Origin of the sequence: Nocardioides sp. zg-1308 (assembly GCF_013155375.1) — a bacterium.
GTDB lineage: Bacteria > Actinomycetota > Actinomycetes > Propionibacteriales > Nocardioidaceae > Nocardioides > Nocardioides renjunii.
The window spans coordinates 320,077-339,305 of the sequence record NZ_JABJQY010000001.1 but is presented as its reverse complement, the minus strand read 5'-3'; the positions used below and the strand labels follow the sequence as shown (position 1 = coordinate 339,305).

The 19,229-nt window shown below is 73.5% G+C and carries 19 protein-coding genes; 9 read left to right on the top strand and 10 right to left on the bottom strand.

The window, feature by feature from the left end; translation table 11 throughout:
• Positions 1-24 precede the first annotated feature (24 nt).
• Together HN031_RS01625 and HN031_RS01620 are read left to right on the top strand one after the other, a co-directional pair.
• Positions 25-831 (top strand): hypothetical protein, encoded by an 807-nt coding sequence (locus HN031_RS01625; protein WP_172265345.1) that lies wholly within the window; start codon positions 25-27, stop codon positions 829-831.
• Positions 832-876: 45 nt separating this feature from the next.
• Complete coding sequence (locus HN031_RS01620) at positions 877-1,422, top strand: DUF1697 domain-containing protein (RefSeq protein ID WP_172265342.1); 546 nt, start codon at positions 877-879, stop codon at positions 1,420-1,422.
• 17 nt (positions 1,423-1,439) lie between these two features.
• Here HN031_RS01620 and HN031_RS01615 read toward each other — a convergent pair whose 3' ends face one another.
• From HN031_RS01615 to HN031_RS01600, 4 genes are all read right to left on the bottom strand, one after another.
• Positions 1,440-2,012, bottom strand: a complete 573-nt coding sequence (locus HN031_RS01615; RefSeq protein ID WP_172265339.1) for an isochorismatase family protein — start codon at positions 2,010-2,012, stop codon at positions 1,440-1,442.
• Between the two features lie 123 nt (positions 2,013-2,135).
• Positions 2,136-3,290, bottom strand: coding sequence for a methyltransferase domain-containing protein (locus HN031_RS01610; RefSeq protein WP_216651968.1), 1,155 nt, complete (start codon positions 3,288-3,290; stop codon positions 2,136-2,138).
• 119 nt (positions 3,291-3,409) lie between these two features.
• A complete protein-coding gene (locus HN031_RS01605) occupies positions 3,410-6,205 on the bottom strand; it encodes a LuxR family transcriptional regulator (RefSeq protein WP_172265336.1) in 2,796 nt (931 codons plus the stop codon).
• Between the two features lie 78 nt (positions 6,206-6,283).
• Positions 6,284-7,585 (bottom strand): nicotinate phosphoribosyltransferase, encoded by a 1,302-nt coding sequence (locus HN031_RS01600; RefSeq protein WP_172265333.1) that lies wholly within the window; start codon positions 7,583-7,585, stop codon positions 6,284-6,286.
• Positions 7,586-7,603: 18 nt separating this feature from the next.
• Here HN031_RS01600 and clpS point away from each other — a divergent pair, with 18 nt between their 5' ends.
• Genes clpS through HN031_RS01585 form a run of 3 tightly spaced genes read left to right on the top strand, consistent with a single transcriptional unit; the run spans position 7,604 to position 9,726 of the window.
• Positions 7,604-7,909: an ATP-dependent Clp protease adapter ClpS gene (gene clpS / locus HN031_RS01595; RefSeq protein WP_172265330.1), complete on the top strand. Its 306-nt coding sequence runs from the start codon at positions 7,604-7,606 to the stop codon at positions 7,907-7,909.
• Complete coding sequence (locus HN031_RS01590; RefSeq protein ID WP_172265327.1) at positions 7,906-8,502, top strand: DUF2017 domain-containing protein; 597 nt, start codon at positions 7,906-7,908, stop codon at positions 8,500-8,502. Before clpS ends, HN031_RS01590 begins: the two co-directional genes overlap by 4 nt.
• Before the next feature lie 18 nt (positions 8,503-8,520).
• Positions 8,521-9,726: a DUF429 domain-containing protein gene (locus tag HN031_RS01585; RefSeq protein WP_172265324.1), complete on the top strand. Its 1,206-nt coding sequence runs from the start codon at positions 8,521-8,523 to the stop codon at positions 9,724-9,726.
• Positions 9,727-9,744: 18 nt separating this feature from the next.
• On the opposite strand, the gene HN031_RS01580 is transcribed toward HN031_RS01585, so the two are convergent.
• Positions 9,745-10,998 carry an MFS transporter gene (locus HN031_RS01580; RefSeq protein ID WP_172265321.1) on the bottom strand — a complete coding sequence of 418 codons (1,254 nt, stop codon included), beginning with the start codon at positions 10,996-10,998 and terminating at the stop codon, positions 9,745-9,747.
• A 93-nt stretch (positions 10,999-11,091) separates the two neighbouring features.
• Between HN031_RS01580 and HN031_RS01575 the strand changes: the two genes are divergently transcribed.
• Both HN031_RS01575 and HN031_RS01570 read left to right on the top strand, forming a co-directional pair.
• Positions 11,092-11,541, top strand: coding sequence for a M67 family metallopeptidase (locus HN031_RS01575; protein ID WP_172265318.1), 450 nt, complete (start codon positions 11,092-11,094; stop codon positions 11,539-11,541).
• Positions 11,541-11,828, top strand: a complete 288-nt coding sequence (locus HN031_RS01570) for a MoaD/ThiS family protein (RefSeq protein WP_172265315.1) — start codon at positions 11,541-11,543, stop codon at positions 11,826-11,828. Before HN031_RS01575 ends, HN031_RS01570 begins: the two co-directional genes overlap by 1 nt.
• Positions 11,829-11,838: 10 nt before the next feature.
• Here the strand turns inward: HN031_RS01570 and HN031_RS01565 are convergent, their stop codons facing one another.
• Genes HN031_RS01565 through HN031_RS01550 form a run of 4 tightly spaced genes read right to left on the bottom strand, consistent with a single transcriptional unit; the run spans position 11,839 to position 15,350 of the window.
• Complete coding sequence (locus tag HN031_RS01565; RefSeq protein WP_322422855.1) at positions 11,839-12,465, bottom strand: response regulator transcription factor; 627 nt, start codon at positions 12,463-12,465, stop codon at positions 11,839-11,841.
• Positions 12,462-13,613 (bottom strand): sensor histidine kinase, encoded by a 1,152-nt coding sequence (locus HN031_RS01560; RefSeq protein ID WP_216651967.1) that lies wholly within the window; start codon positions 13,611-13,613, stop codon positions 12,462-12,464. The genes HN031_RS01565 and HN031_RS01560 overlap by 4 nt, the downstream gene beginning before the upstream one ends.
• A 40-nt stretch (positions 13,614-13,653) precedes the next feature.
• On the bottom strand, positions 13,654-14,445 hold the full coding sequence (locus HN031_RS01555) for an ABC transporter permease (RefSeq protein ID WP_172265312.1): 792 nt from the start codon (positions 14,443-14,445) through the stop codon (positions 13,654-13,656).
• Positions 14,442-15,350 carry an ABC transporter ATP-binding protein gene (locus tag HN031_RS01550; protein ID WP_172265309.1) on the bottom strand — a complete coding sequence of 303 codons (909 nt, stop codon included), beginning with the start codon at positions 15,348-15,350 and terminating at the stop codon, positions 14,442-14,444. The genes HN031_RS01555 and HN031_RS01550 overlap by 4 nt, the downstream gene beginning before the upstream one ends.
• Positions 15,351-15,440: 90 nt before the next feature.
• Between HN031_RS01550 and HN031_RS01545 the strand changes: the two genes are divergently transcribed.
• Positions 15,441-16,388 (top strand): PLP-dependent cysteine synthase family protein, encoded by a 948-nt coding sequence (locus HN031_RS01545; protein ID WP_172265306.1) that lies wholly within the window; start codon positions 15,441-15,443, stop codon positions 16,386-16,388.
• A 267-nt stretch (positions 16,389-16,655) separates the two neighbouring features.
• Complete coding sequence (locus tag HN031_RS01540) at positions 16,656-18,080, top strand: HNH endonuclease signature motif containing protein (protein WP_172265303.1); 1,425 nt, start codon at positions 16,656-16,658, stop codon at positions 18,078-18,080.
• 257 nt (positions 18,081-18,337) lie between these two features.
• Here HN031_RS01540 and HN031_RS01535 read toward each other — a convergent pair whose 3' ends face one another.
• Positions 18,338-19,126: a hypothetical protein gene (locus HN031_RS01535; protein ID WP_172265300.1), complete on the bottom strand. Its 789-nt coding sequence runs from the start codon at positions 19,124-19,126 to the stop codon at positions 18,338-18,340.
• Positions 19,127-19,229: the final 103 nt, after the last annotated feature.

The following is a 19,229-nucleotide window of genomic DNA, read 5'->3' as shown; positions in this document are numbered from 1 at the left end:
TCACTCATCCGAACGGGAACTCCTGTGACACGACACCACGCCCCGCGGGCCGCGGCCCTCGCCGCCGGTCTGCTCATGGTCCTCACCGGCTGCGGCGGCTCGGGCACTGCGGCGACCGGCAAGCCGACGAGCACGGTCCTCCTCGGCGAGCAGGTCCAGAGCCTGGTCACGCAGGTCGACGAGATGAGCATCGTCGAGTGGCACGGCCAGCTGCTGACCAGGAACCCCGACAAGCGCGGCAAGCGCCTGCTCGACCTCGAGGCGCGCTTCGACCCCGACACCGGCGACAGCGCCATCTCGATGGAGTCCACGCTCGACGGCCAGCCGCAGCAGGTCGACTATCTCGTCGTCGCCGGACGCGCCTACTTCAACAGCGAGGGCTGGGGTCCGGTCGCCGACAAGTGCTGGGCGGAGATCACGGGTGACGCAGCGCGCACCTGGGCCCTCCCGACCGCGTTCGACCCGGGCTGGCCGCTCAAGGCCGCCCGCCCGATCGAGCTCGACGGCGAGGACGTCAAGGTGACCGTCCCGTTCAAGCAGGTGCTGGCCGGGCTGCCGCGAGGCCTGTTCGCCGCACTGCCCGCCACCGTTCCCTACGACACCGAGGCGCGCGGCGTCATCTCCCCGCACGGCCCCCTCATCGAGGTCGGCGTCGACGTGCTGAGCATGTGGAAGAAGCTGCCGAAGGACCAGCGCGCCACGGTCGACACCCGGGGCGCCGGGTGGTGGGCGATGACGATCAAGGAGTCGCAGGACGACACCGACATCGTGTCGCCGCAGTACGTCTTCGACCCGACGGTCACCTCGCCCAACGACTGCAAGCGCGGCTGAGCGCGCTCCGTCGCCAGCGGCCGCCGCGCCGGGCATGATGTGTCCATGCCCACCTATGTCGCGTTCCTGCGCGCCATCAACCTCGGCCGGACGCGGAAGTTCCCCAAGGACGCCATCAGGGCCGCGACCGAGGCGGCCGGCGGGTCCGACGTGGAGACCTACATCAACACCGGCAACGTCCGGCTGACCCACCCCGCGCGATCCGTCGCGAAGGTGCAGGCGGCGCTCGAGGCGGCGTACGCCGACGCGGCCGGGTTCGAGGTGCCGACGGTCGTCTTCACGACCACCGAGCTGGCGGCGCTCACCGCGAGGGCCGAGGAGCTGCACGTCGAGCACGACCCGGCCGGGCAGCACTACGTCACCCTCTACGCGGCGCCGCCGGGCGCGGAGGCGGTCGAGGCGGCACACGCCCTCGAGCACGAGGGCGAGACCGTGGTCGTCGACGGGCGCGCGGCCTACGTCCTGCTGGACGGCGACATCCACACGTCGAAGGTGATGGCGTCCAAGCAGCTCACCGCCCTCGGCCGCGGGACCGCCCGGACGGTGAAGGTGCTGCGCACCGTCACCGAGAAGTGGTGCGGCCAGGGCTGAGCGAGGACTGCCCGGCGTCAGGCGATCTCGATGCCGGCGCCGGCCATCTCGGCGACCGCCGCGGCCGTGGACTCCTCGGCGACCCCGGCGCACAGAGCCGTCAGCACGCGCGTCGTGAAGCCCGCCGCCGCGCTGTCGAGCGCCGTGGCGCGGACGCAGTGGTCGGTCGCGATCCCGCACACGTCCACGTGGGACACGTCGCGGGACCGGAGCCAGTCGGTGAGCGCCTCGCCCGACGCCGTACGTCCCTCGAAGCCGGAGTAGGCGGCGGCGTGCTCACCCTTGTAGAACACCTCGTCGAAGGGCTGCGGGTCGAGGTTGGGGTGGAAGCCGGCGCCGTCGGTGCCCACCTTGCAGTGGACCGGCCACGACGCGACGAAGTCGGGCTTCACCGACCAGTGCGCTCCCGGGTCGACGTGGTGGTCCTTGGTGGCGACCACGACGTCGTAGGGCGGGCCTACCGCGCCGGAGGACCAGCGGTGCAACAGCTCGCCGATATCGGCGGCCACGCGCGCACCACCCGTCACCGGGAGCGACCCGCCCTCGCAGAAGTCGTTCTGGACGTCGACCACGATCAGTGCTCGTGCCATCCCGTGAGCCTAGCCGGGAGCGGGGGCGGAGCAGCCCTCCCACCTCGCGGTGAGAGGGCTGCTCCTGACCGCGACCCTGTGGGCCTGGTCGGTGTGCCCCGGGGAGCATCCCTGTCCACGGCGTCAGCGGCGCGTGGCCGTGACGATGCGGTACTCCCAGTCACAGACCAGGCCGCCTCCCTCCCCGCGGTCGTGGGACTCGGCGAGCGCGACCAGGTCGGCGCGGAGCGCGGCGCGCCCCTCGTCGTCCAGCCGGCCCGCCGCTGCGTACGTGGGTCCGTACCAGGTGAGGAACAGGTCCGCGAACTCGGCGGCGTCGGTGAAGCGCTGCCGCACGGTTGCCGTCACCGAGCTCACGTCGGTGACGCCCTCGCCGAGCAGGCCTGCGACGACCTCCTCGGTGCCCCACCGGGTGGCGGGCTGCGCCCCCGGAGGCGGGGACACGTGCGCGCCGACGGTGCGGAGCATGCCCCCGACGAAGCCCTCGGGCGTCCAGCTGGCCAGGCCGATCCGGCCACCGGGACGCGTCACGCGGACGAGCTCGCGGCCCGCGGCGTCGTGGTCGGCGGCGAACATGACGCCGATGGCGGACAGGACGACGTCGAAGGAGGCGTCGTCGTACGGCAGGTGCTCGGCGTCGGCCTCGGCGAGCTCGACGACCAGGTCCTCCGCCTCGGCGCGCCGCCGGGCGATGTCGAGGAGCGCCGGGACGTAGTCGATGCCGACGGACTCGGCCGAGCGCCGGGCGGCGGCAAGGGCCACATGGCCCGTGCCGGTCGCCACGTCGAGCACGCGATCGGTGGGACCGACGCCCACGTGGTCGACGAGGTGCTCGGAGACCGGGACGGTCAGGGCGGCGATCTTGTTGTAGTCGCCGCTGCTCCAGACCTTCTGCTGCTTGTCGCGCAGCTCCTTCAGGTCGGGGCCGGTGCCGCTGGTGGTGCTGCTGGTGGTGCTGCTGGTGGTGCTGGTCATGCTGGTTCCTTTCGTGGTGTCGGCCGACGACTCGTGTGCGCCGGCGACGGACGTGGTGGCCGCCGAGACGTGCTCGAGCCGGAGTCCGGCCCGCCCCACCGCCTCGGTGACCAGGGCGGCCGAGTCCGCCTCGTAGAGCAGGAAGCACGTGTCGTCCTCGGGGACGAAGATCGACCGCAGGAAGCGCACCGCTCGCCCCTCTCGGGCAAGGTCGGCGCCGGCCTGCTCCGCCAGCGCGACGTGGTGCTGCGCTGCGACGTGGTCGCCCTGTGCGACGTAGAGCTCGACGAGGTACTCGGCCATGACCACCACGGTGCTCGCCCGGGAGGGGGTGTCGAAACTGGTGGGAACCCGAGGAAATGACCCGAGGGCAAACCCCAGTTGACAGTCGGGGGCACCTCCCTGAGGCGTCGCGGCGGCGGTCAGGTGGGGATGCGGTCGAGCTCCTGCAGGCGGGGCGCGAGCTCCATCCGCGAGCGGATCCCGAGCTTGGTGTAGGCGTTGCGGAGGTGGAACTCCACGGTGCTGACGGTGACCACGAGGGTGCGGGCGATCTCCTTGTTGGCCAGGCCCTGCACGGCCAGGTCGGCGACGCGGCGCTCGGTCGTGGTGAGCCGGCCCGCCGCGCTCGGACGCCGCGCGCCGACGCGCTCGAGCTCGGCGCGCGCGGCGGCCGCCCAGCCGGGCGCTCCCTGCGCCTCGAACATCGCGACCGCGCACTCCAGCGAGTCGGCGGCGGACCCCCACTTGCGCGCTCGTCGCTGCGCGCGGCCGAGCGCCAGCCAGGTGCGGGCGGCGTCGGCGGCCAGCCCGAGGCCGGCGTACGCCGTCGCTGTCGCCGCCAGGGCGTCGGCGTCTGCGTCGGACCACCGGCCGGCGAGGGCGACCGTGGCGCCGCCGCGGGCGGCCGCGAGCCGGGCCCAGGCGTGGTCCTGCGCCCGGTCCGCCTCGGTCAGGACCCGGACGACCCCGCCGGCCTCCTCGACGTTGCCGATCTCGGCCAGCGCCTCGACCAGGTCGGGGGCCGCGGGGAAGGTCCCCGGGTCGAGCACGCCCTCGCGGAGGGTGTGGTCCCACACGGTCCGCAGGTGGGTGACCGCCTGGTCGGGGTGGTGGTCGAGCAGCGCGGCGACCCCGAGCGCGCGCGTGGCCTCCAGCCAGTCCCAGCGGATCCCCAGCGTCTCGGCCTCGGTGACCGCCCGCTCGGCCCAGTCGCGGGCGCCGGCCGCGTCGCCGCGCCCGGCGAGCAGCAGGGCCCGGCACCGCTCGTACATCGGCCAGTGCAGCAGGCTGCTGTCGGTCGAGGCCGCCCACTCGTCGAGCCGCTCCTCGGCCGCGTCCCAGGCTCCCGCGCGCAGGTCGAGCTCGCAGAGGTGCAGCCGGGCCAGCGCGTAAGGCTGCGGCTCGGCGCGGTCGTCGGCGAGCAGCCGGAACGCCTCGAAGCGGGCGGCCGCCAGGCCGAGCTCGCCGCGCCAGACGTGCTGCTGCCCGGCCACGCGGAAGGGTGTGCGGGCGAGGTAGACCTGCTCGTGCATCAGTCCCTCGAAGCGATCCACCAGGTCCGCGACGGGACGTCCGCGCAGCACCGCGGTCCACGCCTGCGTGTAGAGCGCGAGCCGCTGGGCGCCGCGCGACAGCTCGCCGGCGGCGGCGACCGCCTCGGTGGCGCGCGCGTCGGCCGTCGCCACGTCGCGCACCTCGATCACCGCCTCGTTCTCCGCCAGGTGGCACAGCACCCGCAGGCGCAGCCCGGCGTCGTCCGCCGCCTCGTCGAGGGCCCGCTGCAGGAGGAGCACGATGTCGCCGTTGTCGCGGACCACGCCGCCGGTGAGGAGGATGTGTGCGCGCACCCGGTCGGCGGGCTCTGGCAGCGAGGCGGCGCGGGGCTCGAGGAGGTGCGTCAGCCGTTGCTTCTCGCCCGCCGCGTGGAGCAGCCGGGCCAGCCGCATCACCCGCGCGGTGTCCTCGACGCCGTCCGGGGTCAACCGCAGGGCGTGCGTGGCCAGGTCGACGGCAAGCCTGGTCGCACCGCGCGCGGCCGCGCGGTCGACGGCGGCGTCGAGGCGCTCGGCCAGGTCCGCGTCCGGCTCCGTGGCGGCGAGCGCCAGGTGGAGGGTGCGCCGTTGCTCATCGGCGACCACGTCCGCGAGGTCGCGGTGCAGCAGGCGGACCTCGGTGCTCGACGCGGAGCGCCGGGCGGCCTCCGCCAGGAGGGGGTGGGCCGGTCGGAGGCGCTCGCCGTCCGCCCGGACGACGCCGGCGGCGACCGCGCACTCGACGGCGTCCGGACCGGCGAGCGCGCGGGCGTGGGCCACGCGCAGGTCAGCGTCGAGGGCGAGCGCGAGGAGGACCCGGGCGGGGACGGGGTCGAGGTCGGCCACCCGGAGGCCGAGGGCGTCCTCGACGGCGTCGGGCACCGGCAGGTCCTCGCCGATCTGGTCGAGGTCGACGGTCGTCATCATCCGACCGACCTCGAGCACGAAGAGCGGGTTGCCCGTGGTGGTGTCGTAGACCCGGCGCAGCAGGTGGTGGGGCAGCCGGAGGTCCAGCCGCCGCGCGAGGATCTGCCGCGTGCCGCCCAGGCTGGTCGTGCCCACCACCAGGTGCTCGAGCCGGTCCTCGGCGAACGCCCGCTCGAGCGGCGTACGCGGTCCCGGGCGCCGGGAGAGCAGCACCGTGACGTCCTCCGTCAGCCGCCGGGAGGCGTAGGCGAGGGCGGCCTGCGACGAGGGGTCGAGCCACTGCAGGTCGTCGACCGCCACGACCAGGGGCTGCTGCACGGCGAGCGCGCGCAGGGCGGAGAGGAGGGCCAGCGCCACCACCTGGTCGGTGGGCGGCTGGTCGCCGGGCTCCGCCCGGTAGAGCGCCACCTCGAGCGCCTGGAGCTGGGGCGAGGGGATGCCGGCCAGCTCCTCGGCGCCGACCTCGTCGAGGAGGTCGATGACACCGGCGAGCGGCAGGCCGGTCTCCGACTCGCTGGCCCGCGCGCACAGCACCCGCATGCCACGCTCGCGGGCGCACGCCAGTCCGTGCTCCCACAGGCTGGTCTTGCCCACCCCCGGCTCGCCCTCGAGCACGAGGGCACGCGTGGTGGCCGGCTCGCGGTCCAGGACGGCGGCCAGCGCGCCGAGCTCCGCCTCACGCCCGACGAGACCGCCGGGGACGCTCTCGTCCGGTGCGGCGCGAGGTCGGGGCGCGCGGGGCGCAGGCTGGCCCATCCACCGATGATGGCAGCCGGGGAGCCCGAGCGGCACTGCAATTGCGCCGGACCTGGCGAGAGGTCACGGCGGGTGCGTTCAGGGACCGAGGTGCACCGTGGGGATGGCGGCCTCGCCGGCCGACATCATCGTGACCTCCCGCGGCAGCTCCGCGAGCGAGCTGCGGTGGCGCGCGCGGGCCTCCTCGAGCGTCGTCCGCCCGACGACCTCGCCGCGCTCGACGAGAGGGACGAGCAGCGGGCGGTCGTCGCCGTCGTCCTCGGGCGGCGAGCCGATGCCGACCACCTCGGCCTCGGCGACGCCCGCGGCGCTGCGGCGGCGCAGGGCGTACTTGCGGCCGCCGATCGACTGCTTGTCGGTCGACTTCTTCGCCACCGAGACCAGCTCGCCGTCGTCGCCCTCGCGGGCGACGAGCTTGTAGACGAAGCCGCAGGTGGGGTGCCCGGAGCCCGTCACCAGCTGGGTGCCCACGCCGTAGGCGTCGACGGGCGCCGACGCGAGGCTGGCGATCGCGTGCTCGTCGAGGTCGCTGGTCACCACGATGCGGGTGCCGGTCGCGCCGAGGCCGTCGAGCTGCGCACGGACCTCGCGGGCCAACTCGCCCAGGTCGCCGGAGTCGAGCCGGACCGCGCCGAGGCCGGTGCCGGCCACCTCGACCGCCAGCCGTACGGCCTCGGTGACGTCGTAGGTGTCGACGAGCAGCGTGGTGCCGACGCCGAGGCTCTGCACCTGCGCGCGGAAGGCGTCGGCCTCGGCGTCGTGGAGCAGCGTGAACGAGTGCGCCGCCGTGCCGGTCGACGGCACGCCGTGGCGCGCCCGCGCGGCGAGGTTGCTGGTGGCCTCGAACCCCGCGACGTACGCCGCCCGCGCCGCCGCGACCGCCGCCTCCTCGTGGGTGCGCCGCGAGCCCATCTCGATGCACGGGCGCTCGCCTGCGGCGACGACCATCCGCGAGGCGGCGGAGGCGATGGCCGAGTCGTGGTTGTAGATGGACAGCAGCACCGTCTCGAGCAGCACCGCCTCGGCGAAGGTGCCCTCGACCACGAGCAGGGGGGAGTAGGGGAAGTAGGCCTCGCCCTCGGCGTAGCCCCAGACGTCGCCCGAGAAGCGGTAGGAGGCCAGCCACTCGAGCATGCCGGGGTCGACGACGCCGTCCAGCGCGGCCACCGTGGCGGGGTCGAACCGGAACGCCTCGAGGGCGTCCAGCGCCCGCCCGACGCCGGCCACGACGCCGTAGCGGCGGCCCTGCGGCAGCCGCCGCGGGAACAGCTCGAACACCGCCCTCCGGTCGGCCGTGCCGGCCTGGCGAGCGGCCTGGACCATGGTCAGCTCGTAGTGGTCGGTCAGCAGCGCCGCTGACGTACGGGGGGAGCTCGTCACGACGCACACTGTGCCACCATGGGCCACGTGTCAGCCGCCAGTCCCGTAGAGGTCGAGCCGACCCTGACCCCCGACGAGATCACCTTCCTGGCCAAGCCGTGGGTGACCCTCGTCTGGGACGACCCGGTCAACCTCATGTCCTACGTCTCCTACGTCTTCCAGAAGTACTTCGGCTACGACAAGGCCAAGGCCGAGAAGCTCATGCTGGAGGTGCACAACGACGGCAGGTCGGTCGTGTCGACCGGCACCCGCGAGGAGATGGAGCGCGACGTGCAGGCCATGCACGAGTACGGCCTGTGGGCCACGATGGAGAAGGCCTCGTGAGCGGCTTCGAGCGGCACCGCCGCTCGGACCGGGTCATCGCCACCTTCACCGGCTTCGAGGCCGACCTGCTGCGCTCGCTGGCCTCGCAGATGGTGGAGCTGCTCCGCAACGAGCGGGCCGAGCCGGCAGGGCCGAGCGCGGACGCCTTCGACGCCCTGATGGTCGAGTTCTCCGGCGCCACGACGATCCCGGAGGACCCGGTCCTGGCGCGCCTGTTCCCCACCGCCTACCCCGAGGACGAGGAGGCGGCCGCGGACTTCCGCCGCTTCACCGAGGGCGGCCTCCGCGACGGCAAGGCGGCCGCGTCCGGGCTGGTCATCGACACGCTCGAGGACGCCGGGCTGCCGCCCGAGCTCGACGAGGACGGGCTCGTCATCGACGTGGAGCTCACCCCCGACGAGGCCGAGACGTGGATGCGGGCCTTCACCGACATCCGGCTCGCCCTCGCCACCCGGCTCGGCGTGGAGGCCGGCGACGAGCACTACTGGCACACGCTGCCCGACGACGACCCGCGCGCCCAGGCGCACGACATCTACGAGTGGGTGGGCTACCTCCAGGAGACCGTGGTCGAGGCCCTCATGGGCGAGCGGTGAGCGCCGGGTGAGCGCCGGGTGAGTCCCGTCCCCGACTTCGTCCTCGCGATCCGCGAGAAGATCGGCCACGACCCGCTGTGGCTGCCCGGCGTCACCGCTGTCGTCCGGCGCGGCGACGAGCTGCTGCTGGTCAAGCGCTCCGACAACGGCGCCTGGGGGCCCGTGACCGGGATCCCGGACCCGGGGGAGGAACCCGCCGTCGCCGCCGCCCGCGAGGCGATGGAGGAGGCCGGCGTCACGATCCGGGTCGACCGGCTGGCCTCGACCGCCGTCCACGGCGAGATCCTGCACGTCAACGGTGACCGGGCGACCTACCTCGACCTCACCTTCGCCTGCACCTGGCTCGACGGCGAGGCCCACGTCGCCGACGACGAGTCGACCGACGTGCGGTGGTGGCCCATCGGCAGCCTGCCGCCGATGCCGGAGGTGATGCTCGCCCGGATCGACGCGGCGCTGAGCGGGGAGCGGGAGGCCCGGTTCGTCGCGCCCGCCGGTCAGGACGAGGTCGAGCCGCCACCGGTCCTCGCACCCGACGAGCCCGTGCTCGGCGTCGACGCCTGCCCCGGCGGCTGGGTGGGGGTCGTGCTCGACGTCGACCGCCGGGCGTCGGTCTTCGTCGGACGCACGATCGCCGAGCTCGTCGCCCTCGTGCGCGAGCTGCACGCGGTGTCCGTGGTCGCCATCGACATCCCGATCGGCCTGCCGGACACCGGCGGCCGGCAGGCCGACGCCGAGGCGCGCCGGGTGCTGGTCGGCAAGTCCTCGTCACTCTTCTCCACCCCGGTGCGGGCGGCGCTCGAGGCCGCGACCTACGAGGAGGGCCGCGCGGCCAACCTCGCGGCGACCGACGGACGCACCAGCGTCAGCGCGCAGGCGTACGCCCTGCGCGAGAAGGTCCTGCAGGTGGACGCGTGGGTGCGCTCGCGGCCCGGCGTGGAGGTCGTGGAGGTGCACCCAGAGGTGAGCTTCGCGCGGATGGCCGGGGCACCGGTGCTGGCCCGCAAGAAGGACGCGGACGGCGTACGAGCCCGCCGCGAGGCGCTGGCCGCGCACGGCATCGTCGCGCCGCCGTGGTTCCGCGGCGCGGGCTTCGGGGAGGACGACCTCCTCGACGCCTGCGCGGCGGCGTGGTCGGCCGTCCGGCACTCGCTCGGCGTCTCGGAGTCGTTCCCGGCGACGCCCGAGGTCTTCTCCGACGGGATCCCGGCCGCGATCCGCGCCTGACCGGCTGACCGGTCGGGCTCAGCCGGAGTGGGTCAGCACGCCGTAGCGCTCGCGTGAGGCCAGCGCCCAGCGCGAGACCGGCACCGAGACCAGCGCGATGGCGAGCATCAGGGCGGCCAGGACCAGCCAGCCCGTCTCGCCCATCTCGACGCACAGCAGCGTGACGACCGGCGGCCCGACCACGGCGATGACGCTGAAGCCGAGGCCGGCGAAGCCCTGGTACTGGCCCTGGCGCTCGTGCGGCGCGAGCCCCATCTGCAGGCCCCACTGTCCGCCGGAGCCGATCATCTCGCCGACGACGTGGACCAGCGAGCCGATGACGAGCACGACGACGGCGAAGGTGGCGTCGCCGCGGTCGGCCAGCGCCACGATCGCGAAGCCCGCGGCGATCCACACCGCGCCCCGCACCAGCGCGCGGGCGCCCGCCTCGACGGAGTCGGCGCGGCGGGAGAGGCGCACCTGGAAGAGCGCGACGCACGCGGTGTTCACCACGAGGAGGACGGCCACCATGACGGGCGGGGCCGACGTCCGCTCGGAGATGTAGAGCGCCAGCCCGAGCTCCATGACGAAGAAGTGCAGCGAGAACAGCCCGGTCACGGCCACCACGACGACGTACGGCCAGTCGCGCAGCACGGCGAGCCGCGGCTCGCCCTCGACCCGCACGTAGGCCGGCAGGTCGGGCAGGCGCGTGGAGTTCCACGCCGCGAAGCCGGTGAAGAGCGCGTTGAGCACGAAGACGGAGACGTAGGCCCACGACTCGTCGATCACCAGCGCGGCACCGCCGAACACCGAGCCCAGGCCGATCGCGGTGTTGGTCACCGCGCGGAGGTAGGCCTTGAACAGCACGCCCCGCCCACCCGTGGCGAGCTGGGCGATGACTCCCTGCTGCACCGATCCCGCCGAGCGCTCGAACAGCGCCAGCAGGCCCAGCAGCAGGGCGAGCTGCCACGGCGTCCGCGCCAGCACGGGCAGAGCACTGGTGAGGGCGGCTCCGGTCATGCAGATGGTCAGCACCCGGCGCGGACCGCGGCTGTCGCCGAGGTGGCCGGCGGGGACCTGCACCACGATCCCGACGATCGCCGCCACCGACAGCGCGAGGGCGACCTCCGCGGCCGAGAAGCCGACCTGGCGGGTGAAGTAGAGGGCGCTGGTCGTCATCACGGCGCCGGCGCCGAAGCGGTTGGCGAAGGAGCCGAGCGCCAGGACCCGCAGGTCGCGCTCGAGGGGTATGCCGCGGCGGGTCAGTGGCGGCGGCACCTCACGCAGCGACATCGGATCCTTCCCCCGTGCACGAGCTCTCTCGACGTCAAGGCTATGTGCTGAGACGTGGAGCGTCGGCATCGGTGGGCGACCTACCCTTGGCCCGTGCTGACCATCGCCCAGGAGACGTACGACGCCATCGTGGCGCACGCCAAGCGCGACCACCCCGACGAGGCGTGCGGCGTCGTCGCGGGTCCCGAGGGCAGCGACCGGGCGGAGCGGTTCATCCCGATGGTCAACGCCGCCGGCAGCCCGACGTTCTACGAGTTCGACTCCGGCGAGCTGCTCGCGCTCTACAAGGAGATGGACGCGCGCGACGAGGAGCCGGTCGTCGTCTACCACTCCCACACCGCCACCGAGGCCTACCCGAGCCGCACCGACATCGGCCTCGCCGGCGAGCCGAACGCCCACTACGTGCTCGTCAGCACACGCGAGCACGGGAATAGTGACGGCCCGGTGGAGTTCAGGTCCTACAGAATCGTCGACGGTGTCGTGACCGAAGAGGACGTCACGATCACCCCGACACCCGAGCACCAGGAAGCGAGCACAGCCTGATGGCCATCGAGGTCCGGATCCCCACCATCCTGCGCACCTACACCGACGGCGCCAAGGCCGTCGAGGGCGCCGGCGCCAGCCTGGCCGAGCTCATCGACGACCTCGAGGGCAACCACCCGGGCATCAAGGACCGCCTCGTCGAGGACAAGTCCGGCTCCATCGACCTGCGCCGCTTCGTCAACGTCTACATCAACGACGAGGACGTCCGCTTCATCGGCGGCCTCGAGGCCGAGCTCTCCGACGGCGACCAGGTCGTCGTGCTCCCCGCCGTCGCGGGCGGCTGCTGACCCGTCCGGGTCAGCCGAGGATCCCGCGCTCGTAAGCCGTCGCCACCGCGGCGGCGCGGTCGCTGACGCCGAGCTTCTCGTAGACGTGCACGAGGTGCGTCTTGACCGTCGCCTCGCTCACGAAGAGCTCCTCGGCGATCACCCGGTTGGAGCGGCCCCGCGCCACCAGCCCGAGCACCTCGCGCTCACGGGCGCTGAGCGCGCCCGACGTGGCCGGTCGGCGCACGTGGGAGGCGAGCCGCGCCGCGACGGCCGGTGACAGCACCGTCTCGCCGGCGGCCGTCGCCCGGACGGCGTCGAAGAGGGTCCCGGCAGGGGTGTCCTTCAGCAGGTAGCCCGTGGCGCCCGCCTCGATCGCCGCGACGGTGTCGGAGTCGGTGTCGTACGTCGTCAGCACCAGCACCGCGGCACGCGAGCCGCGCTCGCGCAGGGCCCGTACGGCGTCGACGCCGCCGCCCCCGGGCATCCGCAGGTCCATGACGACGACGTCCGGGTCGGTCGCCATGACGACCTCGACGGCCTCCGGCCCGCTGGCGGCCTCGCCGACCACGTCGAAGCCGGTCACGCCGGCCAGCATGCTGCGGACGCCGTCGCGCACTACCGGGTGGTCGTCCACGACGACGATCCGCACGCTCACGCCGCCTCCCGGGCGAGGGCCGGCAGCCGCGCCGAGACGGCCGTGCCGCCACCGGGCCGGGACTCCAGGGTGAGGTCGCCGGCCAGCCGTGCCGCGCGCTGGCGCATGCCGCGCAGGCCGAAGGAGCTGGGGCGGGTCGGCGCGCCGAGGTCGAAGCCGGCCCCGTCGTCGCGCACGTCGAGCACCACCTCGTCGCCGTCGTAGGACAGCGTCACGCCCACCCGCTGCGCGCCGGCGTGCTTGGCGACGTTGGCGAGCGACTCCTGCGCGATGCGCAGCACGGTCGCCTCCACCTCGGGGTGCAGCGGCACCGGCTCTCCGGTGACCACGACGTCGGCGCGCACGGACTGGTCCGCCGACCACGCGGCGACGACACCGTCGAGCGCCTCGGGGAGGGTCGCCCCGTCGAGGTCGGCGGGGGAGAGGTCGAGCATGGAGCGCCGGGCCTCGGCGAGGGCCTCGCGGGCCAGGGCGAGCGCCCGCTCCTGCCGCTCGCCGCCGACGGAGGCCTCGAGCTGGGTGACGATGCCGGCGAGGCTCTGGGCGATCGTGTCGTGGATCTCGCGCGCGAGCCGCGCCCGCTCCTCCTGGACGCCGGTGGCGCGGGCCTGCGCGATCAGCTGCTGCTGCAGCACGTCGTTGGCCACGAGCGCCTGCTCGAGGTCGGCGTTGAGCCGCTCGAGCGCGGCGTTGCGCTCCTCGGTGCGCAGGCCCATCTTCATGAAGCCGCTCGCGAGGCCGCCGTTGACGACGACGAGCACGACGAAGAGCAGGGCCTGGCCGGCGCTCTCCGGGGGCAGCCCACCCGACTGGGCGCCGGCCTGCGTGATCGCCACGACGCCGACCCCGACGTGGACCCAGCGCCTGCTGAGCGCCTCCCAGGCGTCGATGAACCCGAAGAACCCGAAGATCGCGAAGAGCGGGTTGAGCCAGCACAGGACGAACGCGAGCGCCGTACGGCCGGCGTAGTTGAGCGGACCGGGGCTCGGCGTCACGAGCATCCAGACGGCGGTGACGGCCGCGACCGCGAGCGTCGGGGGGACGTCCGCGGCCGCGTCGCCGAGGGCCGGGGACGCGATGGCGGCGACCGCGCTGGCCATGCCCAGGAGGCCGAAGGGCAGCCACCGCAGCCAGCGCTCCTCGCTCATGGCGACATCTTGGCAGCCCGGACTGGCCATCTCACCCATGTCACTCCCACCGGAACCGGCGCACGGCCACGAGCGACAGCACGGCGGTCCAGGCGAGCATCACCGCGAGGTCGGCGAGGTCCGGTGTCCGGCCGACGAGGGAGTCGTTGAGCGCCTCCGCCGCCGCGCCGAGCGGGGTGGCGGTCACGACGTCGTGCAACCACCCGCCCATTCCCTGCACCGGCAGCCAGACGCCGGAGGTGAACATCATCGGGAAGAAGACGATGGTGCCGACGGTCTGCACCACGCGCGTGTTGGCCGACACGGCCGTGACGACCGCGCCGATCGAGAACGCGGCGGCGGTGGCCAGCACGAGGCTCACGGCGTACCCGAGGACGTCGCGGGGCAGGGGCACGTCGTAGACGAGGCGCGCACCGGCGAGCGCCAGCACGATCGAGACCAGCACCGCTCCGGCGTGCAGCCCGACCTGGGCGCCGAGCAGGGACGCCGGGTGCATCGGCGTGGTGCGCATCCGCCGCAGCACGCCGCTCTCGCGGTAGCCCGCGATCACGGGCGGCATCGCCATGATCGAGGCCATGATCATCGCCAGGATCACGCAGACCGAGGCGTAGAGGTCGATGACGCGCTGCCCGCCGAGGTCCGCCTCGGGGGTGCGGTAGTCCGGCACCAGCCCGATGATGAGCAGCAGGATCGTCGGGAAGAGCAGGATCCAGAACAGCGAGCCGAGCTCGCGGCCGAACAGCCGCGCCTCGGTGCGGACGACGGCTGCCGTGGGGGACGTACGCGCGGCGGGCGCCGTCGCGGGTGACGGGGCCGGTGTGGAGGTGCTCATGCGGGTGTCTCCTCGCGGGTGTCGGTGAGCTGGAGGTAGGCGGTGTCGAGGGTCCCGTCGACGACGCGCAGGCCGTGCGGCGTCACCTGCTGCCGGCCCAGGCGCTCGAGCACCTCGAGCGCGGCGCCGTCGCGTCCCTCCACGACGATGCGGTCGGACTCGGCGCGGACCGCGGAGACCGACGTGAGGTCGCGCAGGGACTCGAGGTCGACCGGCTCGTCGGTGGTGAACGAGGTGACGGTGGCGGCGGTCGCTCCCGCGATCAGGGCGTCGGGGGTGTCGAGGGCCCTGATCCGGCCGCCGTCGATGATGGCGATGCGGTCGCAGAGCTGCTGGGCCTCCTCCATCGAGTGCGTGACGAGCAGGATGGTGACGCCGTCGGCGCGGAGGTCGCGCACGATCTGCCACACGTCGCGCCGGGCCCGCGGGTCCAGGCCGGTGCTGAGCTCGTCGAGGATCACCACGCGTGGACGCCCGACGAGGGCCAGCGCGATGGAGAGGCGCTGCTGCTGCCCGCCGCTCAGGTCGCGGAACCTCGTGCGGAGCTGCTCCTCGAGCCCGAGCCTGCCGATCAGGTCGCGCCACGGGAGCGGGTCGTCGTACAACGCGGACCAGAGGCGCAGCGCCTCGTCCACGGTGATCTTGGGCTGCAGCCGGCAATCCTGGAGCTGCACGCCGAGGAGACGGGTGAGCTCGTCGCGGTCGGTGAGCGGGTCGAGACCGCCGACCCGCACGGTGCCGGAGTCGGGGACGCGCAGGCCCGCGAGGCACTCGACGGTCGTGGTCTTGCCGGCTCCGTTGGGACCGAGGACGCCCAGCACCTCGCCCTCGGCGACCTCGAGGGAGACGTCGTCGACGGCGACCGTGTCGCCGTAGGTCTTGCGCAGGTGGGAGATCGAGATCATGGCTCCAGCCTCGCGGGCCGCGACGTCTCGCACATCGGGCAACCAGCGCTCGCGGCCATCCACCGATCGGTGGATGTCATGCTTGGCGGCATGCGCTTCGACAGCCTGCTCGAGTCGGTCGGCGGCACCCCCCTCGTGGGGCTGCCGCGGCTCTCACCCAGCCCCGATGTCCGGCTCTGGGCCAAGCTGGAGGACCGCAACCCCACCGGCTCCATCAAGGACCGCCCGGCCCTGAAGATGATCGAGCAGGCGGAGAAGGACGGCACGCTCCGGCCCGGCTGCACCATCCTCGAGCCGACGAGCGGCAACACCGGGATCTCGCTCGCCATGGCGGCCAAGCTCAAGGGCTACCGCATCGTCTGCGTGATGCCCGAGAACACGTCCGAGGAGCGGCGTCAGCTGCTGCGCATGTGGGGCGCCGAGATCGTGTCGTCGCCCGCCGCCGGCGGCTCCAACGAGGCCGTGCGCGTCGCCAAGCAGGTCGCGAGCGAGCACCCCGACTGGGTGATGCTCTACCAGTACGGCAACGAGGCCAACGCGCTCGCGCACGAGGAGGGCACCGGCCCCGAGCTGCTCGCCGACCTCCCCGGGATCACGCACTTCGTGGCCGGCCTCGGCACCACCGGCACCCTCATGGGCGTCTCGCGCTACTTCCGGCGCGCCAAGCTCGACGTACGCATCGTGGCCGCGGAGCCGCGCTACGGCGAGCTCGTCTACGGCCTGCGCAACCTCGACGAGGGCTTCGTCCCCGAGCTCTACGACGCCTCGCTCATCGACTCCCGCTTCTCGGTCGGACCGCGCGACGCCGTGCGCCGGGTGCGCGAGCTCCTCGAGCTCGAGGGCATCTTCGCCGGCATCTCCACCGGCGCGATCCTCCACGCCGCGCTCGGCCAGGCGGCGAAGGCGATCAAGGCCGGCGAGCGCGCCGACATCGCCTTCGTGGTCTGCGACGGCGGCTGGAAGTACCTCTCCACCGGGGCCTACGAGGGCACCGTCGACGAGGCCGAGGACCGGCTCGACGGCCAGCTCTGGGCGTGAGGTCGGGGGTTGGGTCGGTGGTCGGGTAGTCGAGGTCTGTCGGTGCTTGAAACCTCTTCCTTGCCGGTCGAGTGGCAGTAGGTCTTCGGTGGTCGAGTAGCTGAGGAACGAGGCGTATCGAGACCCCCGCTCCCTCGGTGGTCGAGTAGCCGGGGTTGTTCGGTGGTCGAGTAGCCGAGCGAGGGACGAGCGAGGCGTATCGAGACCCCTCCAAAGAGTTGTGCGGAGCACCGTCCGTTGTCGGTGGTCCGCCGTAGAATCGAACACATGATCGAGACGCTGGCAGCGGCACCCGGAGCAGAGGTCGAGGACCTTTCCGCCTCGGCGCTGCTTGCACTCGCCCGCAACCGGAAGGCCGCTGAGGACCGCGCGGCAGCGGACCTATTGGAGGTGGCCGCCCGGTGGGCCGACCTGCATCCGCCGGAGTCGATCCACACCGCTGCGGTGTTCAGCGACGGCGGCCGTTACGGCCTCGAGCACGAGGAGCCCATCGCCGGTGAGGGTTGTCCGGCGGTGGCGGAGTTCTGCGTCGCCGAGCTCGGCACCGTGATTGGCATCTCGTCGACGTCGGCGAAGCGGCTCATCGGCCATGCGCTCGAGCTGCGGCACCGGCTCCCGCGGCTGTGGGCGCAGGTCCAGGCCGGGCAGGTGCCGGCTTGGCGCGCCCGGACCGTCGCGGAAGCCACCATCCACGCCACCCCGTCCCTCACGGTCGAGGCAGCGCGGTGGGTCGACACCCAGGTCGCCGCCGTCGCCGGACGCATCCGACCCGCGCAGCTCGACCGGCTGGTCGCGGAGACGATCAAGCGCCACCACCTCGACGCCCACGACCCCACGAGTGATCCGGAGGACGGCTGGCAGCACGTCGACCCGCGCCACGCGACCCTCCACTCCGAGGACGTGCACTACGCCGGCACCATGCGGTTCGAGGCCGAGCTCGACATCGCCGACGCCCTCGACCTCGACCGAGCCCTCGCCCACGGAGCCGAGACGCTCGCGGCGTTGGGATGGGTCGCACCGTTGGATTCCCGTCGCTCGCAAACGCTGGGCGACCTGGCCCGCACCCAGACCGCGCTCGACCTCCACGCCCAAGGCTCGAGCGCCGCCAGGAGCGAGGACGGTCTACCGGTTGCTCGTGAGGTGGTGCTGCACGCCCACTTCCCGGCCAGCCTCGCCAGCCTCGACGGGCCGGACACCGTGTTCGGTCCCACCGGCCGCCTCGAGGAGGGCCAGCGACTGGTCCTGCTCGAGCAGGTCAAGGACTGGTGCGCAGACTCCCGCACCAAGATCACCGTCAAGCCGGTCATCGACCTCACCACCGAGCTCACCGCACCCGGCTACGACATCCCCGACCGGATCCGCGAACAGGTCATCCTCCGCGACCGCACCTGCGTGTTCCCGTGGTGCACCCGACCCGCCCGGGGCTGCGACCTCGACCACGTCGTCCCCTACGACCACGACGCCAACCCCCAGGGCCGTCCCCAGCCGGGGGCGACCGTGTCCTCGAACCTCGCACCCGAGTGCCGCCGGCACCACCGCCTCAAGACCCACACCGGCTGGCGCAACGAGGTGACCGCGCCGGGGGTCTACGAGTGGACCAGCCCCCACGGCCACCGTTACCGACGCGACCGCACCGGCACCACCCGGATCAGTGGCGCCGATGCTGGGGCCGACCCGCCCGACCGACCATGACCCCGCCCCACACCCCGCCGACCTGACCACGGCGGGGCCACAGGCATGTCTGCCGCTGCTGAGCGCGCTCCAGGCCCCAGGTCGCTGGCAGGACCGCCATCCGCGGACGTCCCACTACCCGCCCCGGGCAATCAGGCCGATAACCACAGCCAGTGCGCCGGCGCAAGGTCGACCGGAGCGAAACTCGTCCGGCACAATCGTCGCGCCGTCAGCACATCCCGACCCGGCATCAAGCAGCCCAGACACCCACACCGCCCTCACCACCCCGCGGGCGGCTGCAGCTCGTCGAGCGGTGCGTGGGGTGACCAGAAGCCGAGGTCGTCCGGGATCTCCAGGCGGGCGGAGTTCTCCGCATCGCTGAGCTCCAGGCTCACCCGCTCCGTGCTCGTAGGGACGAACATCGTGGCGTTGTCCGGGCCCGGCACGGGTCCGGCGTGCTCCCGCTCGCTGAGGATCGTCACCTCGACCCGCACTCCGTCGCCCACGAGCCAGTGTCGTGTGCCGAGAGCGGCCGACCTCGACCCGGGGAAGTCGAAGCCCTCGATCTCCCGCTGCCGCGGCTCCCCGACTCGATCGAAGCCGGCCTCCTCCAGGGCCCGCAGCACGTCGGCGCCGCCGCCCTCGTCGACCAGGTAGTCCACGGACATCCGGGGGCACCCGAGCACGCTCGTGAAGCCGGGCGCGCACCATGCCGGGCCCAGCTCGAAGATGGTCGGATCGCCGATGCCGCCGCCGTAGTCGACCCGGTCGAAGGCCGCCCGCACCTCGGCGCGGGTCGCGACCATCGGCCAGAACGCGACGCTCAGCGCCACCGTCGCCCAGGCGAACGCGACGACTCCCGCCAGCACGCGCATCCGCCTGTGCGGCCACCACAGGCCCGTGGCGATGCACCCGCTGAGGCCCGCGACCAGGACCACGCAGAGCGGCAGCCACGTCCACGACCCCGCCACCTCCCCCTCGAGGAGGAGGAGGACCGTGACGGGCACGACGACCAGCGCGCCCACGGCGGAGGCCACGATCCGGGCCGACATGGCCACCACCTTCATGCGACCCCCTCGCCACGGTGCGGCCGCCAGTCTGGGGCACCACCGCGACCCGCCGCAGGCCAACGACGCACACCGGCGGCATGCCTCACCGCCGTCCCGGGTG

Excerpts from the sequence above, each read along its gene's own strand:
- HN031_RS01620 (WP_172265342.1), top strand. The coding sequence starts at position 877 with ATGCCCACCTATGTCGCGTTCCTGCGCGCCATCAACCTCGGCCGGACG.
- HN031_RS01615 (WP_172265339.1), bottom strand. The coding sequence starts at position 2,012 with ATGGCACGAGCACTGATCGTGGTCGACGTCCAGAACGACTTCTGCGAG.
- HN031_RS01610 (WP_216651968.1), bottom strand. The coding sequence starts at position 3,290 with ATGGCCGAGTACCTCGTCGAGCTCTACGTCGCACAGGGCGACCACGTC.
- HN031_RS01605 (WP_172265336.1), bottom strand. The coding sequence starts at position 6,205 with ATGGGCCAGCCTGCGCCCCGCGCGCCCCGACCTCGCGCCGCACCGGAC.
- clpS (WP_172265330.1), top strand. The coding sequence starts at position 7,604 with ATGGGCCACGTGTCAGCCGCCAGTCCCGTAGAGGTCGAGCCGACCCTG.
- HN031_RS01580 (WP_172265321.1), bottom strand. The coding sequence starts at position 10,998 with ATGTCGCTGCGTGAGGTGCCGCCGCCACTGACCCGCCGCGGCATACCC.
- HN031_RS01570 (WP_172265315.1), top strand. The coding sequence starts at position 11,541 with ATGGCCATCGAGGTCCGGATCCCCACCATCCTGCGCACCTACACCGAC.
- HN031_RS01560 (WP_216651967.1), bottom strand. The coding sequence starts at position 13,613 with ATGAGCGAGGAGCGCTGGCTGCGGTGGCTGCCCTTCGGCCTCCTGGGC.
- HN031_RS01555 (WP_172265312.1), bottom strand. The coding sequence starts at position 14,445 with ATGAGCACCTCCACACCGGCCCCGTCACCCGCGACGGCGCCCGCCGCG.
- HN031_RS01550 (WP_172265309.1), bottom strand. The coding sequence starts at position 15,350 with ATGATCTCGATCTCCCACCTGCGCAAGACCTACGGCGACACGGTCGCC.
- HN031_RS01545 (WP_172265306.1), top strand. The coding sequence starts at position 15,441 with ATGCGCTTCGACAGCCTGCTCGAGTCGGTCGGCGGCACCCCCCTCGTG.
- HN031_RS01540 (WP_172265303.1), top strand. The coding sequence starts at position 16,656 with ATGATCGAGACGCTGGCAGCGGCACCCGGAGCAGAGGTCGAGGACCTT.
- HN031_RS01535 (WP_172265300.1), bottom strand. The coding sequence starts at position 19,126 with ATGAAGGTGGTGGCCATGTCGGCCCGGATCGTGGCCTCCGCCGTGGGC.